The sequence below is a fragment of the Heyndrickxia sp. FSL K6-6286 genome (assembly GCF_038630395.1).
Classification (GTDB): domain Bacteria; phylum Bacillota; class Bacilli; order Bacillales; family Bacillaceae_C; genus Heyndrickxia; species Heyndrickxia oleronia.
Map to the genome: position 1 here is coordinate 217,683 of NZ_CP152029.1, position 20,324 is coordinate 238,006.

Annotated in this window: 31 protein-coding genes; 29 read left to right on the forward strand and 2 right to left on the reverse strand. The window is 34.0% G+C overall.

What is annotated here, in order from left to right; genetic code table 11:
• The first annotated feature begins 1,007 nt into the window (after positions 1-1,007).
• From MHI39_RS01190 to MHI39_RS01320, 27 genes are all read left to right on the forward strand, one after another.
• Positions 1,008-1,547: a hypothetical protein gene (locus MHI39_RS01190; protein ID WP_284561396.1), complete on the forward strand. Its 540-nt coding sequence runs from the start codon at positions 1,008-1,010 to the stop codon at positions 1,545-1,547.
• A gap of 37 nt (positions 1,548-1,584) precedes the next feature.
• On the forward strand, positions 1,585-1,905 hold the full coding sequence (locus tag MHI39_RS01195; protein ID WP_342540520.1) for a hypothetical protein: 321 nt from the start codon (positions 1,585-1,587) through the stop codon (positions 1,903-1,905).
• A gap of 53 nt (positions 1,906-1,958) precedes the next feature.
• The gene (locus tag MHI39_RS01200) at positions 1,959-2,261 is read left to right on the forward strand and encodes a hypothetical protein (RefSeq protein WP_116354766.1); all 303 of its coding nucleotides are present in this window, start codon (positions 1,959-1,961) and stop codon (positions 2,259-2,261) included.
• Positions 2,262-2,314: 53 nt separating this feature from the next.
• Positions 2,315-2,875: a hypothetical protein gene (locus tag MHI39_RS01205; protein ID WP_116354767.1), complete on the forward strand. Its 561-nt coding sequence runs from the start codon at positions 2,315-2,317 to the stop codon at positions 2,873-2,875.
• Positions 2,876-3,031: 156 nt separating this feature from the next.
• Positions 3,032-3,619, forward strand: a complete 588-nt coding sequence (locus tag MHI39_RS01210; protein ID WP_339217016.1) for an RNA polymerase sigma factor — start codon at positions 3,032-3,034, stop codon at positions 3,617-3,619.
• Between the two features lie 4 nt (positions 3,620-3,623).
• Entirely contained in the window at positions 3,624-3,812 is a 189-nt protein-coding gene (locus MHI39_RS01215; protein ID WP_116354769.1) for a hypothetical protein, read from the forward strand.
• 201 nt (positions 3,813-4,013) lie between these two features.
• The gene (locus MHI39_RS01220) at positions 4,014-4,673 is read left to right on the forward strand and encodes a hypothetical protein (protein ID WP_116354770.1); all 660 of its coding nucleotides are present in this window, start codon (positions 4,014-4,016) and stop codon (positions 4,671-4,673) included.
• Between the two features lie 30 nt (positions 4,674-4,703).
• Positions 4,704-5,057 carry a hypothetical protein gene (locus MHI39_RS01225; protein WP_341116806.1) on the forward strand — a complete coding sequence of 118 codons (354 nt, stop codon included), beginning with the start codon at positions 4,704-4,706 and terminating at the stop codon, positions 5,055-5,057.
• Positions 5,058-5,088: 31 nt separating this feature from the next.
• Complete coding sequence (locus MHI39_RS01230; protein WP_116354772.1) at positions 5,089-5,970, forward strand: M23 family metallopeptidase; 882 nt, start codon at positions 5,089-5,091, stop codon at positions 5,968-5,970.
• A 108-nt stretch (positions 5,971-6,078) separates the two neighbouring features.
• Entirely contained in the window at positions 6,079-7,344 is a 1,266-nt protein-coding gene (locus MHI39_RS01235) for a hypothetical protein (protein ID WP_116354773.1), read from the forward strand.
• Between the two features lie 77 nt (positions 7,345-7,421).
• A complete protein-coding gene (locus MHI39_RS01240) occupies positions 7,422-7,895 on the forward strand; it encodes a hypothetical protein (RefSeq protein ID WP_116354774.1) in 474 nt (157 codons plus the stop codon).
• Positions 7,896-8,010: 115 nt separating this feature from the next.
• Positions 8,011-8,343, forward strand: coding sequence for a hypothetical protein (locus MHI39_RS01245; protein ID WP_116354775.1), 333 nt, complete (start codon positions 8,011-8,013; stop codon positions 8,341-8,343).
• The gene (locus tag MHI39_RS01250) at positions 8,340-8,912 is read left to right on the forward strand and encodes a hypothetical protein (RefSeq protein ID WP_116354776.1); all 573 of its coding nucleotides are present in this window, start codon (positions 8,340-8,342) and stop codon (positions 8,910-8,912) included. The genes MHI39_RS01245 and MHI39_RS01250 overlap by 4 nt, the downstream gene beginning before the upstream one ends.
• A 37-nt stretch (positions 8,913-8,949) precedes the next feature.
• A complete protein-coding gene (locus tag MHI39_RS01255; protein ID WP_342540521.1) occupies positions 8,950-9,216 on the forward strand; it encodes a hypothetical protein in 267 nt (88 codons plus the stop codon).
• An 8-nt stretch (positions 9,217-9,224) separates the two neighbouring features.
• A complete protein-coding gene (locus MHI39_RS01260) occupies positions 9,225-9,437 on the forward strand; it encodes a hypothetical protein (RefSeq protein ID WP_342540522.1) in 213 nt (70 codons plus the stop codon).
• A 19-nt stretch (positions 9,438-9,456) separates the two neighbouring features.
• The gene (locus MHI39_RS01265; protein ID WP_342540523.1) at positions 9,457-9,891 is read left to right on the forward strand and encodes a DUF4279 domain-containing protein; all 435 of its coding nucleotides are present in this window, start codon (positions 9,457-9,459) and stop codon (positions 9,889-9,891) included.
• A gap of 101 nt (positions 9,892-9,992) precedes the next feature.
• Positions 9,993-10,403 carry a DUF4275 family protein gene (locus tag MHI39_RS01270; protein WP_116354781.1) on the forward strand — a complete coding sequence of 137 codons (411 nt, stop codon included), beginning with the start codon at positions 9,993-9,995 and terminating at the stop codon, positions 10,401-10,403.
• An 11-nt stretch (positions 10,404-10,414) separates the two neighbouring features.
• On the forward strand, positions 10,415-11,254 hold the full coding sequence (locus tag MHI39_RS01275) for a hypothetical protein (RefSeq protein WP_223254543.1): 840 nt from the start codon (positions 10,415-10,417) through the stop codon (positions 11,252-11,254).
• A 231-nt stretch (positions 11,255-11,485) separates the two neighbouring features.
• Positions 11,486-12,103, forward strand: a complete 618-nt coding sequence (locus tag MHI39_RS01280; RefSeq protein ID WP_342540524.1) for a hypothetical protein — start codon at positions 11,486-11,488, stop codon at positions 12,101-12,103.
• Between the two features lie 102 nt (positions 12,104-12,205).
• The gene (locus MHI39_RS01285; protein WP_116354780.1) at positions 12,206-12,490 is read left to right on the forward strand and encodes a hypothetical protein; all 285 of its coding nucleotides are present in this window, start codon (positions 12,206-12,208) and stop codon (positions 12,488-12,490) included.
• Positions 12,491-12,590: 100 nt separating this feature from the next.
• Positions 12,591-12,980: a hypothetical protein gene (locus MHI39_RS01290; RefSeq protein WP_284561386.1), complete on the forward strand. Its 390-nt coding sequence runs from the start codon at positions 12,591-12,593 to the stop codon at positions 12,978-12,980.
• 84 nt (positions 12,981-13,064) lie between these two features.
• Positions 13,065-13,553 carry a hypothetical protein gene (locus MHI39_RS01295; RefSeq protein ID WP_116353936.1) on the forward strand — a complete coding sequence of 163 codons (489 nt, stop codon included), beginning with the start codon at positions 13,065-13,067 and terminating at the stop codon, positions 13,551-13,553.
• 183 nt (positions 13,554-13,736) lie between these two features.
• Complete coding sequence (locus MHI39_RS01300; RefSeq protein ID WP_342540525.1) at positions 13,737-14,000, forward strand: CPCC family cysteine-rich protein; 264 nt, start codon at positions 13,737-13,739, stop codon at positions 13,998-14,000.
• A 70-nt stretch (positions 14,001-14,070) separates the two neighbouring features.
• The gene (locus MHI39_RS01305) at positions 14,071-14,613 is read left to right on the forward strand and encodes a hypothetical protein (protein ID WP_341116796.1); all 543 of its coding nucleotides are present in this window, start codon (positions 14,071-14,073) and stop codon (positions 14,611-14,613) included.
• A gap of 143 nt (positions 14,614-14,756) precedes the next feature.
• Positions 14,757-14,993 (forward strand): hypothetical protein, encoded by a 237-nt coding sequence (locus MHI39_RS01310; RefSeq protein ID WP_189655309.1) that lies wholly within the window; start codon positions 14,757-14,759, stop codon positions 14,991-14,993.
• A 45-nt stretch (positions 14,994-15,038) separates the two neighbouring features.
• The gene (locus tag MHI39_RS01315; protein ID WP_116353939.1) at positions 15,039-15,485 is read left to right on the forward strand and encodes a hypothetical protein; all 447 of its coding nucleotides are present in this window, start codon (positions 15,039-15,041) and stop codon (positions 15,483-15,485) included.
• 100 nt (positions 15,486-15,585) lie between these two features.
• A complete protein-coding gene (locus MHI39_RS01320) occupies positions 15,586-16,017 on the forward strand; it encodes a DUF4304 domain-containing protein (RefSeq protein WP_189655310.1) in 432 nt (143 codons plus the stop codon).
• Positions 16,018-16,814: 797 nt separating this feature from the next.
• Here the strand turns inward: MHI39_RS01320 and MHI39_RS01325 are convergent.
• Positions 16,815-17,036 (reverse strand): hypothetical protein, encoded by a 222-nt coding sequence (locus MHI39_RS01325; RefSeq protein ID WP_099354670.1) that lies wholly within the window; start codon positions 17,034-17,036, stop codon positions 16,815-16,817.
• Positions 17,037-17,060: 24 nt separating this feature from the next.
• Positions 17,061-17,774, reverse strand: a complete 714-nt coding sequence (locus MHI39_RS01330) for a GAP family protein (RefSeq protein ID WP_341116789.1) — start codon at positions 17,772-17,774, stop codon at positions 17,061-17,063.
• Between the two features lie 99 nt (positions 17,775-17,873).
• Here MHI39_RS01330 and MHI39_RS01335 point away from each other — a divergent pair, with 99 nt between their 5' ends.
• Both MHI39_RS01335 and MHI39_RS01340 read left to right on the forward strand, forming a co-directional pair.
• Positions 17,874-18,473 carry a TetR/AcrR family transcriptional regulator gene (locus tag MHI39_RS01335; protein WP_341116787.1) on the forward strand — a complete coding sequence of 200 codons (600 nt, stop codon included), beginning with the start codon at positions 17,874-17,876 and terminating at the stop codon, positions 18,471-18,473.
• A gap of 929 nt (positions 18,474-19,402) precedes the next feature.
• The gene (locus tag MHI39_RS01340) at positions 19,403-19,843 is read left to right on the forward strand and encodes a hypothetical protein (protein ID WP_342540526.1); all 441 of its coding nucleotides are present in this window, start codon (positions 19,403-19,405) and stop codon (positions 19,841-19,843) included.
• The last annotated feature ends 481 nt before the right edge of the window (positions 19,844-20,324 follow it).

The following is a 20,324-nucleotide window of genomic DNA, read 5'->3' on the forward strand; positions in this document are numbered from 1 at the left end:
TAAGTTGGTTTCTAAGCGGGAAAAGAACGATGAGAAAAACGGGAGATACAATATGTACTCGGTTGGTTTTTCAATCATTATTCAATCGGTTTTTTCAATCAAAAATCAATACAAATTCAGGCTGAATCCAATACCAGGGTTCAGTCTTTTTCTTTGTTCAATATCCTCTCAATTCCTTGTCCAATATGGGTCTCAACCATCTCCTTTTATATAGCTGTTAAAATCCTCTTCCCCATGCTAAAAAGTAGGTACCCAATGCTAAATAGTTGGTATCCGAACGGCAAAGGAATCGGTCAGAGCAGCGGTCAGATTTTTATGTATTCAATCGTTTTTCAATCGGTTTTTTCAATCAAAAATCAATATCAATTCGGGGCGGGTCCAATAGGACTTCGTCCCTTTTCTTTTTTACCAATAGCCCCTCAATCCCTTGTCTCATAACGGTTCAAACCATCCTTTCTCAATTTCTCTTGTGTCTATTCTGTTGTTTTCCTCACTGTATAAACCCGTAGGGTTTTAGTTCTTTTTCGCTGGTTTTTCAATCATTTTCCTTTCTTTTCTCCTGATTCTTTCCTCCATTATCGGTACCAACTCTTTAACATTGTCAGAATATTCGATACAACCCGAGAAGGAAAAAAGAGGGCGAATATGGGGGATTTGGGGAAGAACTATATAACATAATGGAATGAAGAAAAAAGGCGAGATAAGAGGGAAGAGGCTTAGAGTCGCAAGGGTTTGGGGGGAGTGAGGGGGAGATGAAGGCGGGGAAGGACATTTTGGCAGGGGAATATAGTTATTAACTTGTTGTTTTATTTTTACAACACATATAATGTCCCAGTATATTGAAGGTACACTACTAGCTGTAGGTTAGATGAGTTTTGATTAATGATGTCTGTAGTTGTTGAATATGACTATCATTTTTAATTAGTTAATTTGATAGTAACTTCAAGGCGTAATTATAGAGGCTCACACAGTATAAATCAATTCTAATTAAAAATGGAGGTTTATGTATGAATACGAGAAAAATGGCTATGGAAAGTATTATCGAGTTTATTGAGTCTGATGAAAAATGTGCTTTATTAACTGGGACTTTTCAAAATGAGAAACATCCTTTAGTTTTAAGGACTATAAATGATTTATTCAAAGGGAGCAGAATATTATTTAGAGCCAACTCAATGCAGAATTTAAGCACATTCTTTAGGGCTAATAAAAACTTTAAGACGGGTGTTGCATACAATTTAGGAAGTAACACAATGTTTGTTGACACCATTAACCCTCGAACATGGAGGAGTTCTCCTAACAGTTTCAATTTCGCTGTTGTTTATCCGTTTGATTCTGTAACGAAAGACAGTAATAAACAGAGCATTATGGATGATTTATTTAAGCACAGAAATATTGAAAAGATATTTTTAGTTAGTTGGACAGATAATATAGACTTTTCTTGGTCTGATGAATATGTTGATCGGAAAATTACCTTCGATGCGGAAGAGGAAAAGCCTGAATACCATCAAAGGATGATTGATCTATTAACGAAAAATAAGGATTGGTAGAAGTACTGTCGATAAAGAAACGAATAAGGAGGATTGCATGAATAAGTTTTTCCGAAAGCCGTCTAAGGTTGCGTTAATTTCCCTAATCGCTACTATAGTTGTTACTGTTTTACTCTTGTGTGTATTGAGGTTATCAGGAGTAGATTCAAGGATTGTACATATGATTGGTAAAGCGACAATTGCAATTTCTTTACCTTTCTTAATGCTTAACCCATTATTTGGCTTTATCTATTCATTTTTCGTTAAAGGAAAAAGTAAAATTATGTATATCCTGTTGCATTTAGCTTGCATATGCACAATTTCAGTTTTAGCGTTTACGGCTTTTATGTTTCGATACTTTGTACCTTTTGCTCCATAGAAACCTAAAAATGAGGTTATGAGGGGGTGTGAGAAATTCCAAAAGTGTCAGCTATGTTGGGAGTAATTTCAGGGGCGTTTTCAATTTGCTTATGGGTTATCTTTAGCTTCTTCAATCCTTATTCAAATACAACTGATATTGAACCCATTTTAAATACGTTTTTCATGCTATGTATTCCTGCTTGTTTAGCAATTATTTCTTCTTTAATCTCTAAAAAAGTATTATTGTTAATTGCTTTTATATGGTCGTTACCAATCAGTTTATATGTAACGATGACTCCAAGCATTTTTGCTTTATTTGGGGTTACATGCTTTGCCTATTTACTCAGCTATTTCTTGATGTATTTAAAGAAATGAGGAAATCGGTGTTCAAATGATATATTCAGAGAGATTGAGGTGATTATTTGAAAATGGCAATTCCAATTCTCGTTTGTATAATCATTGGTATTATATTTATAGGCTCATTTCCTTCGATAACAAGTGCTTGTTCGTGTGCAGAATTACCAGGTGTAGAAGAAGAATTTGAACGTTCAAAAGCCGTATTTAGTGGGAAAGTTATTGATATACGAGAGAAACGAAGTTTAAAAGGATATACGACTAAATCAGTCCTCTTTGAAGTAACGAACACCTGGAAGGGTGTAGAGCAATCACAAATAATCATTACCACTGGACAAGGTGGTGGAGACTGTGGATATGACTTTAAAGAAGGGGAAGAGTATTTGGTCTATGCTTACGAATCAACTATGTATGGAAAAAAAACGCTTGTAACAATCATTTGCGATCGTACGAATGAATTGGGTTCCTCAGAGGAAGATTTGGCGATACTTGGGGAAGGACAGCCTCCGATTGAAGAAGTTGATTTAACAGATAAGCAGGAAGGAAATGGGTTATATATATGGGGTGCAGTAGTTATAGCCATCGGTATTGTTTTATTTTTCGTATTTAAGAGACGCACAAGGTCAAATAGTTAAGGGAGTGATTGTCAGTGATTAAAGACCTGTTATGCAAAGTTGATACACTAATGTAATAATTATGTAATAGACTGGTAATCTGTTTCCCTCAATTTCCAAAGTTGTGTTACCATAATATTAACAAATATTAGGGAATTGGTAAGCGAGTGAGGAACATTGGTTGTATTAGAAGAAAAAGGGAACATAAAGACTCTTGTTCCATCTCACGGTTTATGTGAAACAGACTTAGAAGAGTTAATTAATGAATATGAAAAAGAATTACGCTATTTTGCCTACAAAATTGTTCGTGACTGGATAATAGTTGACGATATTATGCAGGAGGTATTCATTAAGATATTTCTAAAGTTGGACTCGTTCGAAAAAAGATCTTCTATTAGATCGTGGTTATATAAAATTACTTATAATCAATGCATCGATTATTTTCGAAGTAAAACGATAAAATCTCCTATGTTAATTGAATATCTCGAAGAAATTAAAGTAGCAAATACTGACTCGGCAGAAATTGAAGCAATAGAAAAGTTTGAGAAGGAATGGTTATGCCACACAGTTAATTCTTTACCTAACCAATACAAGGAACCGATTTTACTTTTTTATTTTAAACAGTATTCCTATAAAGAAATTAGTGAGACTTTAAATGAAAATATTGGTGTCATTAAGAATAGACTTTTTAGAGGAAGACGTTTGCTAAAGGAAAAATACTTCGATTATCAAGTTAGCTATGATCGAAAAGGAACGGAGTTATAACAATATGAATTCTTTTATTGTGATTATCATAATTGTTTTAGCTATTATTGCGGATTTCTTTTGGTTCGATGTTGATAAAAAAAGATGGGGATGGATGAAGAACTGGTCAAATCTCCAAAAGGTTTTATTCTTCTCAGGTTTTGCAGTTGTTTCAGGATTAATTTACGTTGGATTGAGTTTAGGTTTTTTCTAAAAACGTGGGCATTATCACTGGGATAATGCCCTTATTTATTGAATTTCCCTTTTAAAATTCTGCCACAAATCCCAAAGAGTAAATTTAGTTAAATGAAATAGTCAAAATAATTGAAAAATGTGATACCAAAATCATTTAAGTTTCGTAGATACATAGTGAAAACAATTTTTAACTAATTCTGGATAAAAGGATGTGTTCCTTATGATGAAAAGTAAAAAAATGTTATATCTTTCTCTTATTCTTTTTATTGCATCTCTTGTCCTAAATTTCCCTTTTCCACACGAAAGTCCTTATGGTGAGACTGTCGCATCGGTATTGAATATACCAGTTCAATCTGTTAATGGATTACATTATGTAGGAATTGCTTCATTAGCTTTATTGATTGCAAGTTTGTATTTCCTTACCAAATCGGTAGAAAAATATCATGGGCGTGTTGTCTTGGTTGCCATTGTTCTCGCTTTATTCGCACCATCGATGATTGCCAGTTCGTTTCAAAAAACATTTGCAACAGGTATTTATGCTGTTTCTTATGAGCGTGATTGGAGCAACTGTCAATTTGAAATGATCGGTGAAACAACATTGCGTGGAGAATGTGAACTTCCTTTTGAAAATTACAGTAGGAATGATGTCCAATTCACCATTGAATTTTATGAAAAATACTATTTTGAAGATGATGTACTCATGGTTTCACTCATGAACAACAATGATCCGTATGAGGTGAAGCTAAAGGGAAATGAAAGAAAAACAGTGAAAATTGAGTCAAATATAGACGTTTCAAATATGGAAAATCATATTGAACAGGGTAGTTCAACAGGTGTAAATATCATCATTAAGTCGGGAGAAAAAATAAGGAAACTTTAAAGTTGTTAAATTGAATAGAGGTGAAAACGCTTGAACTGTTGTTGTGATAGTGAAGAAACAAATGATTTAAAAATAGAAGGAGATGTTGGGGCAGATCCAATTTGGTGTAATAGGTGCGGTGGCAATCTCGACTTAGAAGATGTTCCGATTTCAGATAGATTAGCAGAGGAATTGTTGTCTTGGGCAACAAAGTATGGAGAATGGATTGATTGGGATTCAGATAAATTGCTTCCTAATGGGATTGAACTGGAAGATAAATTTAATCAAATGGGATTCGTATTAACGGAAAAGGTGAAACAAGAAATTGGCGGTAAATATAAAATAAAATTCATATCATCTACCAGTGCGAAATCTTATGCAAACAGGAAAAACGGTTTTAGATAGAGTGAGGACAATAGGATATGAGGTGATATTTATGAAAGAGGGAAAAGAAAAAAGGATTATTCCTGACGAATTTGGAAAAAGTTTTTTGAATGGAGAGTTTTCCACTATATATCAACAAACCTCTAAGGATTTTAAACAGTTGGTCATATTGGAGCAATTCATAGAGTTAGGAGAGTCTTTTAATCTTGAAGTTAAGCAGTATAACTTAGAAATGAGTAACCGTTTAGGTAAACATATTGAGCAATTTTTATGGTTAGACAATGAGAGGGAAAAGGCAATTAGTGTAGCATTTGATGAAGATTACACCATTCAAAGTTTGCTTCTTGCTCCATTTGTTTCTTATCCAGAAAGTGATAACCGATACACTGAGAATACTTATATCATGCCAATAAAAGAAGAATGGTTTGTTTTTTGGGGAGGAACAAATCAATTTATTAATTACCATTATGTTTATGAAACTCAAAGATACGCATATGATTTGGTCATTATGAAAGATGGTCAATCCTATCGTGATGCACCTACTAAGAATGAAAACTATTATGCTTTCAATAAAGAAATAGTCGCTCCGTTTGATGGCGAGGTGGTAAAAGTAATAGAAGGTGTGAAGGACAATGTGCCAGGTGAAATGGATGAAAGTCAGCCAGAAGGAAATTGTGTTGTGATTAGACATCCAAATAATGAATACAGCATGCTTGCCCATTTAAAACAAAACTCGATTCTTGTTAAGGTTGGAGATCATGTACAACAGGGGCAAGTGATTGGATTATGTGGAAACTCTGGAAATTCCTCAGAGCCTCATTTGCACTTTCAAGTCATGGATTCGTTTGATTATTATACTGGTAAATCTATTCGTATCCAACTTGAAGGTAGTTCTGAACCAATCCAAGGAGAAGTAGTTAGACCATATAATTAATCTATTTAGTATAAGAACTTTCTAATTTTCCTAAAAGTATAGTAGAGCTATAGTTATTGATGCGGTATCTGAATGTTTCAAAATAAGTTGCAAGTGAGGTCATAGCGAATGGATTTAAGAATACAAGAATTAGTTGAGTTTACGCAGAAAAAGTTCGGACTAAGTAACTATTATTTACATGAACAACAGTTTTATCGGAGTGTAGATATCTTCAATGAGACAATTTATACATTGTCCATGGAGTGGTTCCCCAATGATGCTGTACAAGATGATGATGGACTAAATCCAGAGGGGACAGTAAGTTTTGAAATCAACTTGAAAAGTCTTAAATTTGAACGTATTTTTGCAAAAGGTAAGCCTTATGCAGAAGACGGGATTACATTTAGCAATCTTAATAAGGAAGCCGTTATAAAATGGGTTGAGTGTGAAACAGGATTATCGTATGGGGAACAATTCCAATGGGTAAGAGAAGATGAAGGGGAACTTAACTTTATGTCGTGTTTTGATGGTGTTGCCGTTTCACCTCCTGGATATATTGACATCAAGTTTAACGAAGAAGGGAAGCTCACTATGTTTTCAATGCATGGTGAATTTCCTTCAAAAGAGCTGATTAAGAAAGAAAAATATACTCTTTCTCTTGATCGATTAGAAGATTTGGGAAAGGAACAATTGAAGTTGATTGAATATCCTTCCTATGAACAGAAAAAATTATACCCTATATATGCATTGGAAGAGATTTTTGTTACAAATGATGGGACAACAACGATTCCGTTTGAGGTTTTTGCAGATGAAAATTATTTTTTGAATATCGATCAAACAATTTATTGGGATGAACCAATGAATCAACCGTTTGAACGGAAAGAAATCAAATGGATTGAAGATCTTACAGCAGAACAAGCATTTTCATGTGAGCCATCTCCTGATTCATTCCCCATTACAGAGATAGAACAAGAGAAATGTATGATAGCAGTTAAAAACCTTTTACGGCGGGAATATCCAAGTGAATCAGGGAATTGGGTATTAAAACACTGTTATCGTGATAAAGGGTATATTCACGTTACATTGAAAGCGAATATTCAGGATGTTCGTGTATTTCAGCGGAAAATAAAGGTCTTCATAGATCCAAAAAGTTTTCAAGTTGTAAATTACATGGATAGTAAACCGATGTTGGAGACCTTTAATGACTTTCAAGCACCTGACAAGGTAACAATCACAAAAGAAGAAGCCTATGAAAAACTTAAAGATTTGTTTGAGTTAAAATCTTACTATGTGTATGACTTTAAACAAAAACAATACGTTTTATGCGGGAAATTAGATTGCAAGTATGGGGTGAATGCATCAAACGGGGAAGTGATAGCGTTAGATGATTTGTAGCTTGATTGACAGTGATAAGTATTTAACAGAAAGAATTGTTGTCTTGGGCAACAAAGTATGGAAAGGTGCCCCCAAATATGGATAAGAAGCCTAAATTAAAAAGATCAGACTTATTAAATAAAGATGATATTTGGAACGCCGTTAGTGATGTGCTACTTGAATCTGCCTATCAATTAGAAAATAAAGTAGCTTATGAAGCATTTACTGTTCTTCAATACTATTCCGAAATGGAAAGTGGAGGTCATGAAAGTTTTTTAAGATGGAATTCAGACCATGTAGAAGGAGTAGGAATCACTCGTTATTTGGAAGAACTGATCGGTGTTCTTGATAAAATAGATGCACATGAGTATGTACTGATTGAGAGAAAGTATGGAAAAGAAATGTGGGACTTGTACGTTGCCTTAGAAAATGACGAGATTGACGAAAAGGAATTTTATAGCGTTATCGAAAAAGCAGACAATGAATACTATCATCTCAATGAAAAACTGAGAGAATTATTAGAAACGTATTTCGTAAAGATTCACACTGACTTAATTGAAATAATAGAGTAGTAGATATATGGGGCATTGTAAAGTGTTTGTGTGTTTGTGTAAGTGATAGGAATGTTTGTAGAGCTGACGATAAAAGACAGTTTGAAAATATTGAGTGAGAGGAAGGAGGCTTCCAATGAACAACTCATTAGTATTAAGCCTACATCGGGCTTTAATCGGTGCAATTCCTGAAAATTTGAGAGGATTAAAAGTAATTTTAACAAATAATCGGCTGTTATGGCAGGCTTTTTTCGATCATGAGCCAACAGAGGATGAAAAGGAAGTGTTAAGTGTTGCTTGCACTGAAGTGTTATCTGATTTCCCTAACATTAATGAGGTTCAAGAGGAATACATCTTCCATCCAACACCATTAACTGTTAATACAATACACGAATGGGCATTTGTTAGATGGGAGCCTGAAACAGAACAAAAGAAATCAACGCATCAAAATAGGAGAAAAAATGAATGAAGTATGCAGACTATATTAACCCTGAAATATGGACTGGTGGATTTTATGAACTTTCAATTGAGTATCATCCATCAGGTGATCATAAAAAGCTAAATGATGCTCTGGACTCATTATACCAATGTGATTTTTTTAATGGAATGTGGGTAGAAAAAAGTGATTATCAAACGTCTCCTGTTCCTCTTCCTATAAATATTGAAGAGGAGAGTGTTCATTTATTTTATGGAACCATAACTCTAACAGCAAGTAATCAGTTACCTTGTGTGATTAGCATAATTAGGGTTCATGGTGAGTCTGATTGGTTAGATATTTCAATTCCACAAGCTATACTTGAAGAAAAATTTCCATATAGATATCCTCTTACAAAAGAGTTAAACCCTTGGCTAAGTAAGGTTGTTGAGCTGTATGCAAAGTTGGTTGAAACTATTTTTGAAAGTTCTCCTTTTACTATAGCAATCATTGGTGAAGAGATTTCAGGAGCGGATATACCCGAAATTAATCTGGAACATGTAACGATCATTACACATTCTCAATTGGAAACAAAACTTGGAATCAATAGAAAAAATGATTAAATGATGTGTTTGATTTATTCAAAAGGGGAGTGATTCATTGAATTATTGGAGAATAACAAAATATGATCCATTAAAAAGGAATGCTGATGGAAGTTATCTTGACCATGAAGAATGGACTTGTTTTTCAGAAGTTGGGACAAAGATAAGCATGGAGGAGTATGAGGCTACGGAGGAAAAGTACATAAATACTATCACGACATTTATGACGGAAATGGGTTTGAATAGAGTTTATGTAATTGCCTTAGAGCAAAGGTCTGACGAGATCAAACATCAACGAATGAATTTCTATCAAAGATTTGGATAGGAAAAGCGGTGACTGCACAGGAAGTCCGAGAGTTAGTCAAGTTGACATTACGGAATGCCATTTGGTGTAAATTAGGCTATAAGAAGAAATTCTTTGTTCACTTTGGATACGATTATTATATGTACATTGGGGCGAGTGAAGACTGTACGGAAGCTATAGAGGTTGTTAAGGAAACGGGATTATTTGTCGAGGACTTCAAATCTCCTTACATAACGAATTAATAAAAAGTGGAGGATATTGATGGAGAAAACGCAAGTGATGGTGTATTTTAGTTTGTTTGCAGATGAATTTTCATTAGATGCTGTAACAAAACAATTGGATATCGTACCAACTGAAAGTTATAAAAAAGGTGACATCATAAAGAAAATATCTCCTACAGAAAATCATGTAAGAGGTTATACCCGTTGGAAGCTAAGTACAGGTTATCAAGAATCATTGGACGTTGGTGATCAGTTAAATTTAATTATCAATCAAATCGGGGGTAAGGCATCAATCATCAATGATTTAAAAAGGCGGTTCGGATTAGAATGTAGATTCACCATTGTCATCATAATGAACAACGGTTATACACCTGGTTTATATTTAGATGAATTTCTAATTGCATTTGCCAATAGCATTAATGCTGATTTTGATATTGATTTATACGCCAATCCCTACGATGAAATAGATGAATAGGTGAGGAAAGGACAAAAATAAGCGGTCTTTACCTTATAAGATGAATCAACAATGAATTTAATAAAGTTAAAGGAGAAGTAGGTGTCTTATTGGAAAATCGTATGGACTTAGTATCATTGCTTAGAAGCAAAAAAGTAAAGGTGACTGAAATAGACAAATGGGGAACATTTTTGAGGAAACGATGGGAAAACAATTTTGCCAATCATCTCAGCGATCAAGAAAAGAAATCTATTTATCTTTATGACTTTTTGTGGCACATATTTAGTTATGAGAAAAAGAATTGCTTAAAAGTAGAACAAGCCGACATAGCGTTTAACAAAAAGTCAAAGAAGTCCTGTTACGTTTTCTATCAACATTCTGATGATGCATTTATTCTTGAAAATGCTTCATCTTTAAATGCAAATGATTTCCTAAATGAAGCAGATGTGTACGTGGTAGATAAGGAATTCAACTGGACTTATGTAAAAACGCACGAAACGGGTTGGTGTGGGCCGTACTTTTGCCAAGAATAGTATGAATTGAGGTGTTCCATATAGAACTTTTAGAGTTGTACTACAAGAAATATACAGGTACAGTACAGGCATCAGATTATGTAGGATGGGCAAATTCTTATTTGTATTTGGATTTTCTCGAAATTAAGAAATTAGCCAGTATGAAAGGGAAATTAAATATATTTGAAATTGAAAAGATGTTTGTCGATGCAATAAATAGTATTCAAAGAGAAGCACCTTCTAAAGAACAATGTGTAGACTACCATTTAAAATGCCTACATTCACAATTATTAATGCCCAAAAAGAATGCTGTGTCAATTGTGAAAGAGATTTATGCTTGTACAATTGCAAACGATTTATTCGAAGAACAGATGAATTGGCAGGAGATCAGTGATGCCATAGATGACTTTCAGTACGGAGATAACGATTACGGCTATACCCTGGATAAGATCTATGAAATGATTGTTGCTCATGCACGTAATCTATGGCATACAAAAATAAGTAAGATCACGTTTAAGGAACTGATTGGACAGAAAGTTACCGCCATTGATTCAGAAGTTCATTTCATTATTAGGTTGGAAAAAGGGGCAATAATTATTGAATGTCCTTGGCGAATTCGGGATACAGGAGGAATATTGTTAGGAGAAACAGATATTCAATCTAACCAAAGTGAATGGAAATCGGTCAAAGAGCTATTGGTTGGTAAAAAAATTGAAGATATTCAGTTATTCGAACAGTGTCCACTTCTAATCGTACAATGTGATAATGTCTTTGTAGATGTCTTCCATGCCAGTTCCTTTTTTGACGGTTGGACTTTAACAGACGAAGGGGATTTCTATATATTTTCCATGCATGGTGGAAGTATTGCATAAATGGATTTGACGAATGGCACAAAAAAATTACCTTCACTGATGGTCAAAGCAACATGTACACAACGATTGTGAATTATTAAAATGTGTTGGATTTTATTAGAATCGCTTTTAAACAAATGGAAGCAAGTGTTGAAGAATATTGGGCTGTCTTGAATTGCTCTTTTTGAATGAGTAGCGTTGGCCAGTAATTTTTTGAAAATGCAAATATCGTATTTTAAGAAGGTGATAATAGTGGCTACTGTTTATATTTCAAGCATAAGCGGTCTTAATAAGTATGATGATAGATATGAAATTATAGGTGAACCTAAATACATATATCATATTGAAGTAAAAGAAATTGAGAAGCTGTTAATTGATTATCTACATGAAATAAATAGGTTTCCAATCCACTTAACTATAACTACCTATAACGATTATGATGAATTTGAAACATTATTGAAAAGGTTAGGCCAAGAGTATGAAGTAAATTCATTAGCTGATGTAGCATATGTTTCAACAGAAGATAGTGAAATGCTTAAATACCACGTTCCCCTATTTAAAGTGAAAATAACGGATGGAGTTGCCTTTGAATCGATCATTCGTACCTCTTTCTGGATGGCAGAATCGAATTGCACATTTATCCTTTCCTGTTCTGATAATGTAAGTATTATAAATAAGTTGGGGAAAGACTGGAAAGGTAAAGAGACCGAATACTCTACGATTTTAATAGATATGACTAAAGAATCAACGTCAATAGCGATTACCCATGATGCATATGGTTTTTTGCTATTTTCAGATTTAGAGGAAAACAAGTCCATTGAAACGATTGCACAGCGAATTCCCAATTATACTATTGTAATAGGTAAGTGAGGTTTTATGGATTAGTTTAAGTAAATATGCAATTTATAAAAATGATTATCGTTGATGCTCGTTTCTGTCTCATTTGCAAAACAGAAAGGTAATTTATAATAGATGAAAAAGACAATTTTGCATGCAGTTATATTTTCGATTATTATTCATGTACTAATCCTTGGATTTACGATAATTAAAGGATACTTGCTGACAAAATCTCATATTCCAAGCGACATAAATACTTATGATAATGTTCATATGCTCCAAAATGAGGTTGCGTTTGGTATTGTTTATAATTCAGGAGGTGCAGTGCTTTTAATTTTGTCATTTTTAGCGGGCATTGTTTGTTTTATGATAGGCAAATTTGTATTTGTAAGGTTAAGAGCTAAAGGATTGAAACAGTGATTCAATGAAAATATAATGGAGACACTCTTTCACTAAGGTCGTAGTTTAGTTGAAGAATAATTATTTAGATATCACAATTTAAAAACAAGGGGGGAGTTCATTGAAACGAGTTGGATTTATTTCGGCTATTGTAATTGTTATTTTGGTTGTTTTCATATTTGTAAATAAATTATACTATCCTTCTCTTCCAATTAATAATTTATCAGCTAAAGAGACGATTGAAAAATTGGAAAACTCCGATAGTAAAGTAGTAGAAATTGCAGTAGAAGGCGATACGATTTGGTATATTACCAGAACAGATAATCAAGGTGTTTTGATCGCTGATGAAAATATTAAACAAATGATCGGTTCTAAGGGATGGGAATTTAAAGAAAAAGATGGTAGTGGTCTGTTCTTTGAAAAAGAGGGAGAAAGATTAATTGCTACTACCCAAATGTGGAGTAAAAAATATGTTCTTGTTAAAGTTCAAAGTAAATTTAAAAAAATTTAGACCTTACTAAGCAAACGGAGGAATGTCGCATTTTTTCATAGAACAGGTTAGTTGAAGAGTGATTACGATAAAGGATGGGAGAATTTGAAGAAGAAAATTTGGTTTTCAGTTCTAATTTTAGTAATAGTTATTGGTGGTCTTTATTCCTTAGTAAAATTCAACCCGCCTATAGAAATTGGTACACTTGCTTCAAGTGAAGATAAAAAATCGGTTGTTGTCGGAATTGGTAATAAAGGGTTTCTCGAAGTGAAGAATTTAGACGTTTCAGTTAATAACAATGAAAAACCATCAAAATTAAAAGTACAAAAAAGTGATGCTGTACAAGGTTTCATTATAACGGATGATTTTGAAAATCAAGAATCAGAAAAATATGGATTTAAGAATATAGGGGATATTGTTCTTAAAAAAGGTACAGCCCCTTCTTCGTACTTTAATAAATTAGATGATGGTACTGCCACTAAGGATGATGAAATTTATGGTGTTAGTGTTATTCATCATGAGGCAATATTTAAGGTTGATATAAGATATAGCTATTTGGGGATTTCATTTAATGAAACGGTATTCTTCAACTAACAAAGAATACTAAATCTATTATCCTATAATTGAAAAAAGTCCTTTGTTCTTAGAAAACTCAGAACAGGTGATTAGATCAAAAGAAATGCTCCAATCCTTTTGGAATAAGAAAAGTGCCTTCTCTTATTGAAAAATACATATACAGAAATGGAATAAAAGTGATTCTTATACTGAGGTGATTAAGTGAAATATACTTGTCCTTGTTGCGGTTATAAAACATTAGATGAAAAACCACCTGGAACATATGCTATATGCAATATCTGTTATTGGGAAGATGACGGGATTCAGTATGATGATGTTGATTATGAGGGTGGTGCAAATACTCCATCATTAAGGCAGGCACAAAGAGACTACATCTTATTTGGAGCTTGCGAGGAGAAGTGTATGGAGTTTGTCAGAAAACCTAACGAAAAGGATGAAAAAGATTCAGAATGGCAACCGTTATAGTTTATTAAGGCATCAAATGTATTACACAATAAAAGGGAACGATTAAATAAAATAATCAGGAGATGGTTAATTGTTATATCAGCCTAAGTGGAGTAAAGCCAAGAAACATTTAAAAAGTTTTATCTGTGAGCCTTTGCGTTCAAGGGTGGATTTTCAAGTCATTAATTATAGAAAAGCACATGATGGGTTAGGTCGGGCTGTCATTACTGTTGATAAAGTTGAGCAATTAAGTATGTGTACAATTACAGCAGAAAGAGAAGAGTATTATAGAGAAAGAGATATCAGAAGGAATCTGAATGATTTTGATTATGATGATGTAGCAAAAAATAGATTCATACAAGATCAAGCCCACACACAATTGAAAAAAGAAGGTATCTTTGCTCAATACGACTTCTTTTCTTCATTAGAGGAATATTTCAACTCTTCCATTGAAGAATCCCTAAAGTCATATGATATCCTAATTAAAATACTCTGTTTGTTAGACCGTAGAGTAGGAAAAAGAACATTGCATAATATGGAAGTGTCTATTTTAGGAGAACATGAATTAGTTAGATATTTTTATGAATTACGTTGTCAGGCAGAAAACATGCATATTGCTTCCGATTGTTCTTAGGCGGTTAGCTTTTCCCTACTATGTCTGCTTCTGTTAAAATTTAGTGTTTAGTTATTTTATCCTTATTATAATGCAATGCATGATACAGAAAAGTATTGAGAATTTTGAGCTATATGACTGTTCAGCAAACAGTGGTGATTATTATGATTATTGAAATTGATGGTTACTTTCAACAAGTTCTACTTACGGGTAAAAAGTGTTCAAAACAACAATTGGAGCAAATGTATCTCAAAGCCAAAGAATTGAACTTTGAGCAAAGGGATTTTTCTGACGTATTTTGCAAAATTTACAACTTTGAACAAATACCTTATTCAGAGGCTATTAAGGTGGACTTTGTTATAGATACTGATACCGATAGAATTTACTCGCCTACATATTAATAACAGTAAGCTAACTATCTACCTAATTGAAATGAGATGAAAAGTGTGAATGAGTTTGTCATTAAAGGTAAAGAGGGCTTTATACGAATTGAGTTAAAAGAAGTATTTGGCTTTCCCGATTTGACAAGTAATTTTGGTGGCTATGATGTTCAAGGAAGAATAGAAATTAAGAGTGGGAATTATTACGTTAATGGTGAACTGTGGTTTACTACTGGTGAAATCTATGAGTTCCACGAACAATTAGCAAGTTGTTATCGTAAATTGAGCGGTGTTGCTACGTTTTGGACTTCCGAAACTAACCTGAAAATTGAAATTAAATTTGATAAATTAGGTCAAATCACCATAGACGGTTATTTTCAGGAAAAAGCATATCAAGAGAACAAATTGAAATTCGAAATTGAAAGCGATCAAAGTTTTTTTGAAGAAACCATTAAAGAGTTAAAGAAAATTGTGGATTATTATGGTGATTTAAAAGGTGTTAAGAATAAGTAACTTCTTTATATTTTCTACGAGTGCGAATGTTCAATAGAATAGTGGTTCTTTTAGACGATGAAGAAGGATTATGAATAAACTAAAGGTAAGGGGAAATATTGTGGCATCGAATGAAAGAAAAATGATGGATAATGCCCTGAAAAAAGTTGTTATACCTGTATTAAGAAATCAAGGGTTTAAAGGCTCATTTCCTCACTTTAGACGTGAAAATGAAGATAATATTGATTTAATTACTTTCCAATTTAACAAATGGGGCGGTTCATTTGTAGTGGAATTAGCAATTTGTCCAATTAAAGGTGTAACGATGTCTTGGGGAGAACAAGTCCCGCTTAATAAAGTTACTGCCCATCATATAAACAGACGGTATAGGTTAGGGGCTAAATCAGAAGATGAAGATGGAATCTGGTTTAATTTTGAAAATGTAAAAACAGAAGAAGATTTTGAAAAGGTTGCATCGAATGTTTTAGATTTATTAAATACATCTGACCGTTCATGGATTTCAAAGTTACTTAACCAACAGAAACATTCTTGAAATAAGGGCTAACAAACGAAATGATTTCTTCCTTAAACCTTATCCCTACTATGTCTCAAACTAAAATTACCGCTTCTTACACAATAAAACCGTTCCTTAACTAAAAAGAACGTTCCTAAATCCGAAGGTTTCCTGATCCGATTCAGGCAGACCTTCGGTCTTTTTATGCCCGAAAAAAGGCGGGGGAAAGAGCGAGAAAGAGCATGAGAAAAAGCATGAAGAAAAGCATGAGAAGACAAGTAACTACAGGGTTTCGCAACAAAAAAGAAGAAGAAAAGGCATGAGCAAACGTGTGAAAGAAAGCGGGAAAAACCGCTCCCTCCAACCTTAAATCTTACCTCTATTCTGGAACGTTATTATTCTTTCGGATTCAGTGAAAAATCGTTACACAAATGAGGAAAAAGGGTGAAAAAAGCGGGAACGTTATTATTCTTTAACGAGATTGGGGAAAGGTGAGAAAAGGGTGTGAGGGCATGTGTGGCAAGGGTTTGAGGGGGATTGGGGGAAGATGGAGCGGGGGAACGTTATTATTCGATGGGGACAACAATTATCTCCATGCTAAAAAGTTGATTTCCACGCTAAAAAGTCGGTACCTACTGCTAAATAGTTGGTATCCAGAGCGGGAAGACCAGCGGGTAAACAAATATGTATTCAATCTTGATTCTATCGTAAAATCAATCAAAATTCGGGGGGCGGGTCCAGTTTGACTTCGTCCCTTTTCTTTTGTAAAAGGCAAAGTAAAGGGAAAACAGCGGAAGTGGTGAGAATTCCTCCGCTGTATTGTAAATTTGTACATTTTAGTTTTCACTTTTAGTAGAGTCGTCTTTTTTACGAGATGCTAAACCTATGACCCCGCCAACTATAATAAATACAATGTTTAAAATGATTTCAAATCCTTGAAAGGCATCAACATAATTAACTAAAAACCAGCTTTTACCTCCATTTGTTAGATGATTAATTAGCCCTCCTACTCCTTGGATAAGGAATAGTAAACTAAGTCCACTAATAATTTCTTTCATGATGAACACCTCATTAAAATTTTTTTAATTTAATATGCCTCTAAGACCGATGTTGAAAAAAACTGCACCTACTACTCCTATCGCTACTAAGAGTGAAGAAATTGGAGCTTCATTTAATTTTGACCTGATTTTATTTAGAAATTGATGTAGTTTGTCTTTAAGCACAATATTAACTCCTAAAAGCAGTAGTGAAGGAAGCACCATTACAAGATTGTACCCAGTTATAATTAAGATAGAAGGAGTAGTCTCTATTGCTAGGTGATCCATTAATATAATTGAATAAAAGTAAGGCAATGCAGTTACAAATTCAATTAGAAAAACAATGCTTCCTAATATGATCATCCCTTTGATAGTTGTGTTTGTGGGTATAATTGAAATTAAACGTTTTTTTGTAGTATCTTTTGGTTTACTGAAGCTAATTAGAACAAGAACCATTCCAAAAAGGATATAAAACCAATTGATAAAGTCAATTTCAGATAATTGTTCGATTCTCGTCAATAGTGATTCTCCACCAAAGTATAGTAATAAACCCATTACAAAGTAGCCTAATTGCGTAATAGATAGAAAAACAAGCAAGCGAGAAGAAAATTGATTAGGTTGTGTCAATAATAAATAGGCTGTTACAGCGAGTACACCAGGACTTAATATGTCAACTAAGGCACAAATGGAAATAATTATTAAGGCTGTTGATATGTCTATTAATGAAGATGGCATCATTGCTTCAATCGTTTCTATCAATTAAATAGTACCTCCTTTTTAATATGTGGTATTATTATAATACAATGTGCTAAAAAAGATAATAACACACTGTGTTAAATAAGGGAAGTGGTTTTAATAATGCCAAAGATTGTTAATCATGAGCAAAAGAGGAAGTCGATCGCAGAAGCTGCATGGAATATTATTAAGCAAGAAGGGTTTGAGAAAGCATCAATACGCAGAGTTGCAACTGAAGCAGGGATGTCCTCTGGTGCGTTAAGACATTATTTTTCAACACAGGATGAAATGTTATTATTTATCATGAATTATTACCTGGAAGAAGGAAAAAAACGTTCTCAAAGTAAAAATTGGTCAGAAAACCCATTGCAAGCAGTTGAGGAAGTTCTATTAGAGCTTGTGCCAATTGACGAAAAAAAGAAAATTGAAACGAGTGTTTGGTGGATCTTTGCACTTCGCTCAATTACAAGTGATACATTAAAAGAAAAAAAAGATGAAATGACTAACGGAACGTATGAATTAGCGAATTCTATGATTCAGATGTTAGTTTTACAAGGGCTTTTACCCGAGTCAATTAATGTAGAATTAGAAACAAGTAGGCTATCAGCATTGATTGAAGGTTTGTCAATTCATGCTCTATTAAGACCTGATGTGTACTCCTCAGAAAAGGTTAAGGAAGTAATCCGTTATCATTTAGAAACACTTTGCAAAGTGTGTAATTAGAAAGTTAATAAAATGAGTGCTCAATAAAATTGGGGGTGATTATGATTGAAAATAAAAAACTGAATCAATTTACATTGGTAGATGTTATTGAAAGGAAAATACATTTCACAAATACAAATACAAATACTATATTCGAGTAACGAGGGCTTTTGCGGAATAAAGGTGGGATCAATACCATGCTTCTTATTTCTCTATTCTTTTTTCTACTATATATAGCTGTCTTTTTCTTCTTCCCCATGCTAAAAAGTCGGTACCCACTGCCACATAGTTGGTATCCAAACGGCAAAGGAAGCGGGAGTAGCAGCGAGCAGTCTATTATGTACTCAATCGTTATTCAATCGGTTTTTTCAATCGTAAAATCAATATCAATTCGGGGCGGGTCCAATAGGACTCCGTCCCTTTTCTTTGTCTCCAATATTCCTTCAATCCCTTGTCCGTAGCGTGTTCAGGTGTTTTTCATATCGTTTCCTATACAGTTCGAAAGAACACGGGAAAGAAGAAAGAGAGTGCTGAGGAAAGAGGTTTTTTCAGGCTCTTTTTTCATGTTTTTTTCTTATTTCTGTTCCCGTTCAGGGAACATCTATTTAACATTGGCAGAATATTCGATACAAGCCAGAACAGAAAAAGGAGGGCGAAAATGGGGGTTTTGGGGAAGAACTATGTAGCAGAAGGAAGAGTAATGGAATGAAGAGTTAGGAGGTAAGAGGCTTAGGGACGCAAGGGTTTGAGGGGAGTGAGAGGGAGAGGAAGGCGGGGAAGGACAAAAAGACAGGGGAATATCAATCTGTTGTTCCGCTTCATCATCCGTTATAAAATAGAATATAAGCGATAGACGATTGCCTCACAAGGATGTGCTTAACCTTTTCCACAGTACACCGTCTGACGCTTAGCTTACCTCAAACAAAACCTCATATAAAGGAGACCTCAATATGACTAATCAAACATTTTCCCAACAAATTAACGAATATCTTTGGATACAGCACAAATATGAGATTAATTCTTATAACTTTCTTCTCAAAGAAGATAATGAAGATTTGTACTTGTACGGAGTTACTACACTAAATGATGCATTATCCTCACTTCCTAATCTGTTGGATGATTTCAAATATATTACTAACCCAAATGATGAAACTTGGCACAAAATATGGGAAAAGGTTAATGTAGGCTTAGGCATTATCGTGAAAAGTCTTGAACTATTTTCGGAAAAAAATCCAGAGGATATAAGGATTTTAGAATATCTTTGGTATTTATTTGATAATGCCTATTATAAGATTGAAGAGATATTGGAATGCAATTTTGACTTTGATTATAATTTCAAAGAAATAATGAATTGGATACAAGAGCTACAAAAAGACATTATCTGCTTCTGAGGATAAGATCAATCAGCGAGATATTGATATCAAAGGATCGAGTAGCGTACCATCGGTACGCCATTCGGTTCTTTTTTGCTTATAAATAGTGTGAATAGGAAGAAGCGTGAGGAAGGTTTGGGTTGAAAGGGGGATAAGTTGTGAATAACGGAATTGAAGCGGGAAAAAGGGAATGGGGAAATGTGAGATATCAACAAGTTATACACAAAATAGGGCGATCAAAGAGTAAAAGTGGGAGGAAGATCTTGAAGAAAAGCCTGAAAAGGCTTGAAAAAGAAGGGGAATCAACCCTTTTATCCTTATCCCTTACCTCTATTTTGGACAAACTTTTTTATCTCTGAGACATTGAAAATTCGGTACAAGATTGATCAAAAGTGGGAGAAAAAGCAGGACAAACTTTATTCAATTAAAAAAGATGGGAAAAGGGCGTGAAGATAGGCGGGAGAAGGGATGAAGCGGGGGTGGTAAGGAAAGGAAGTTG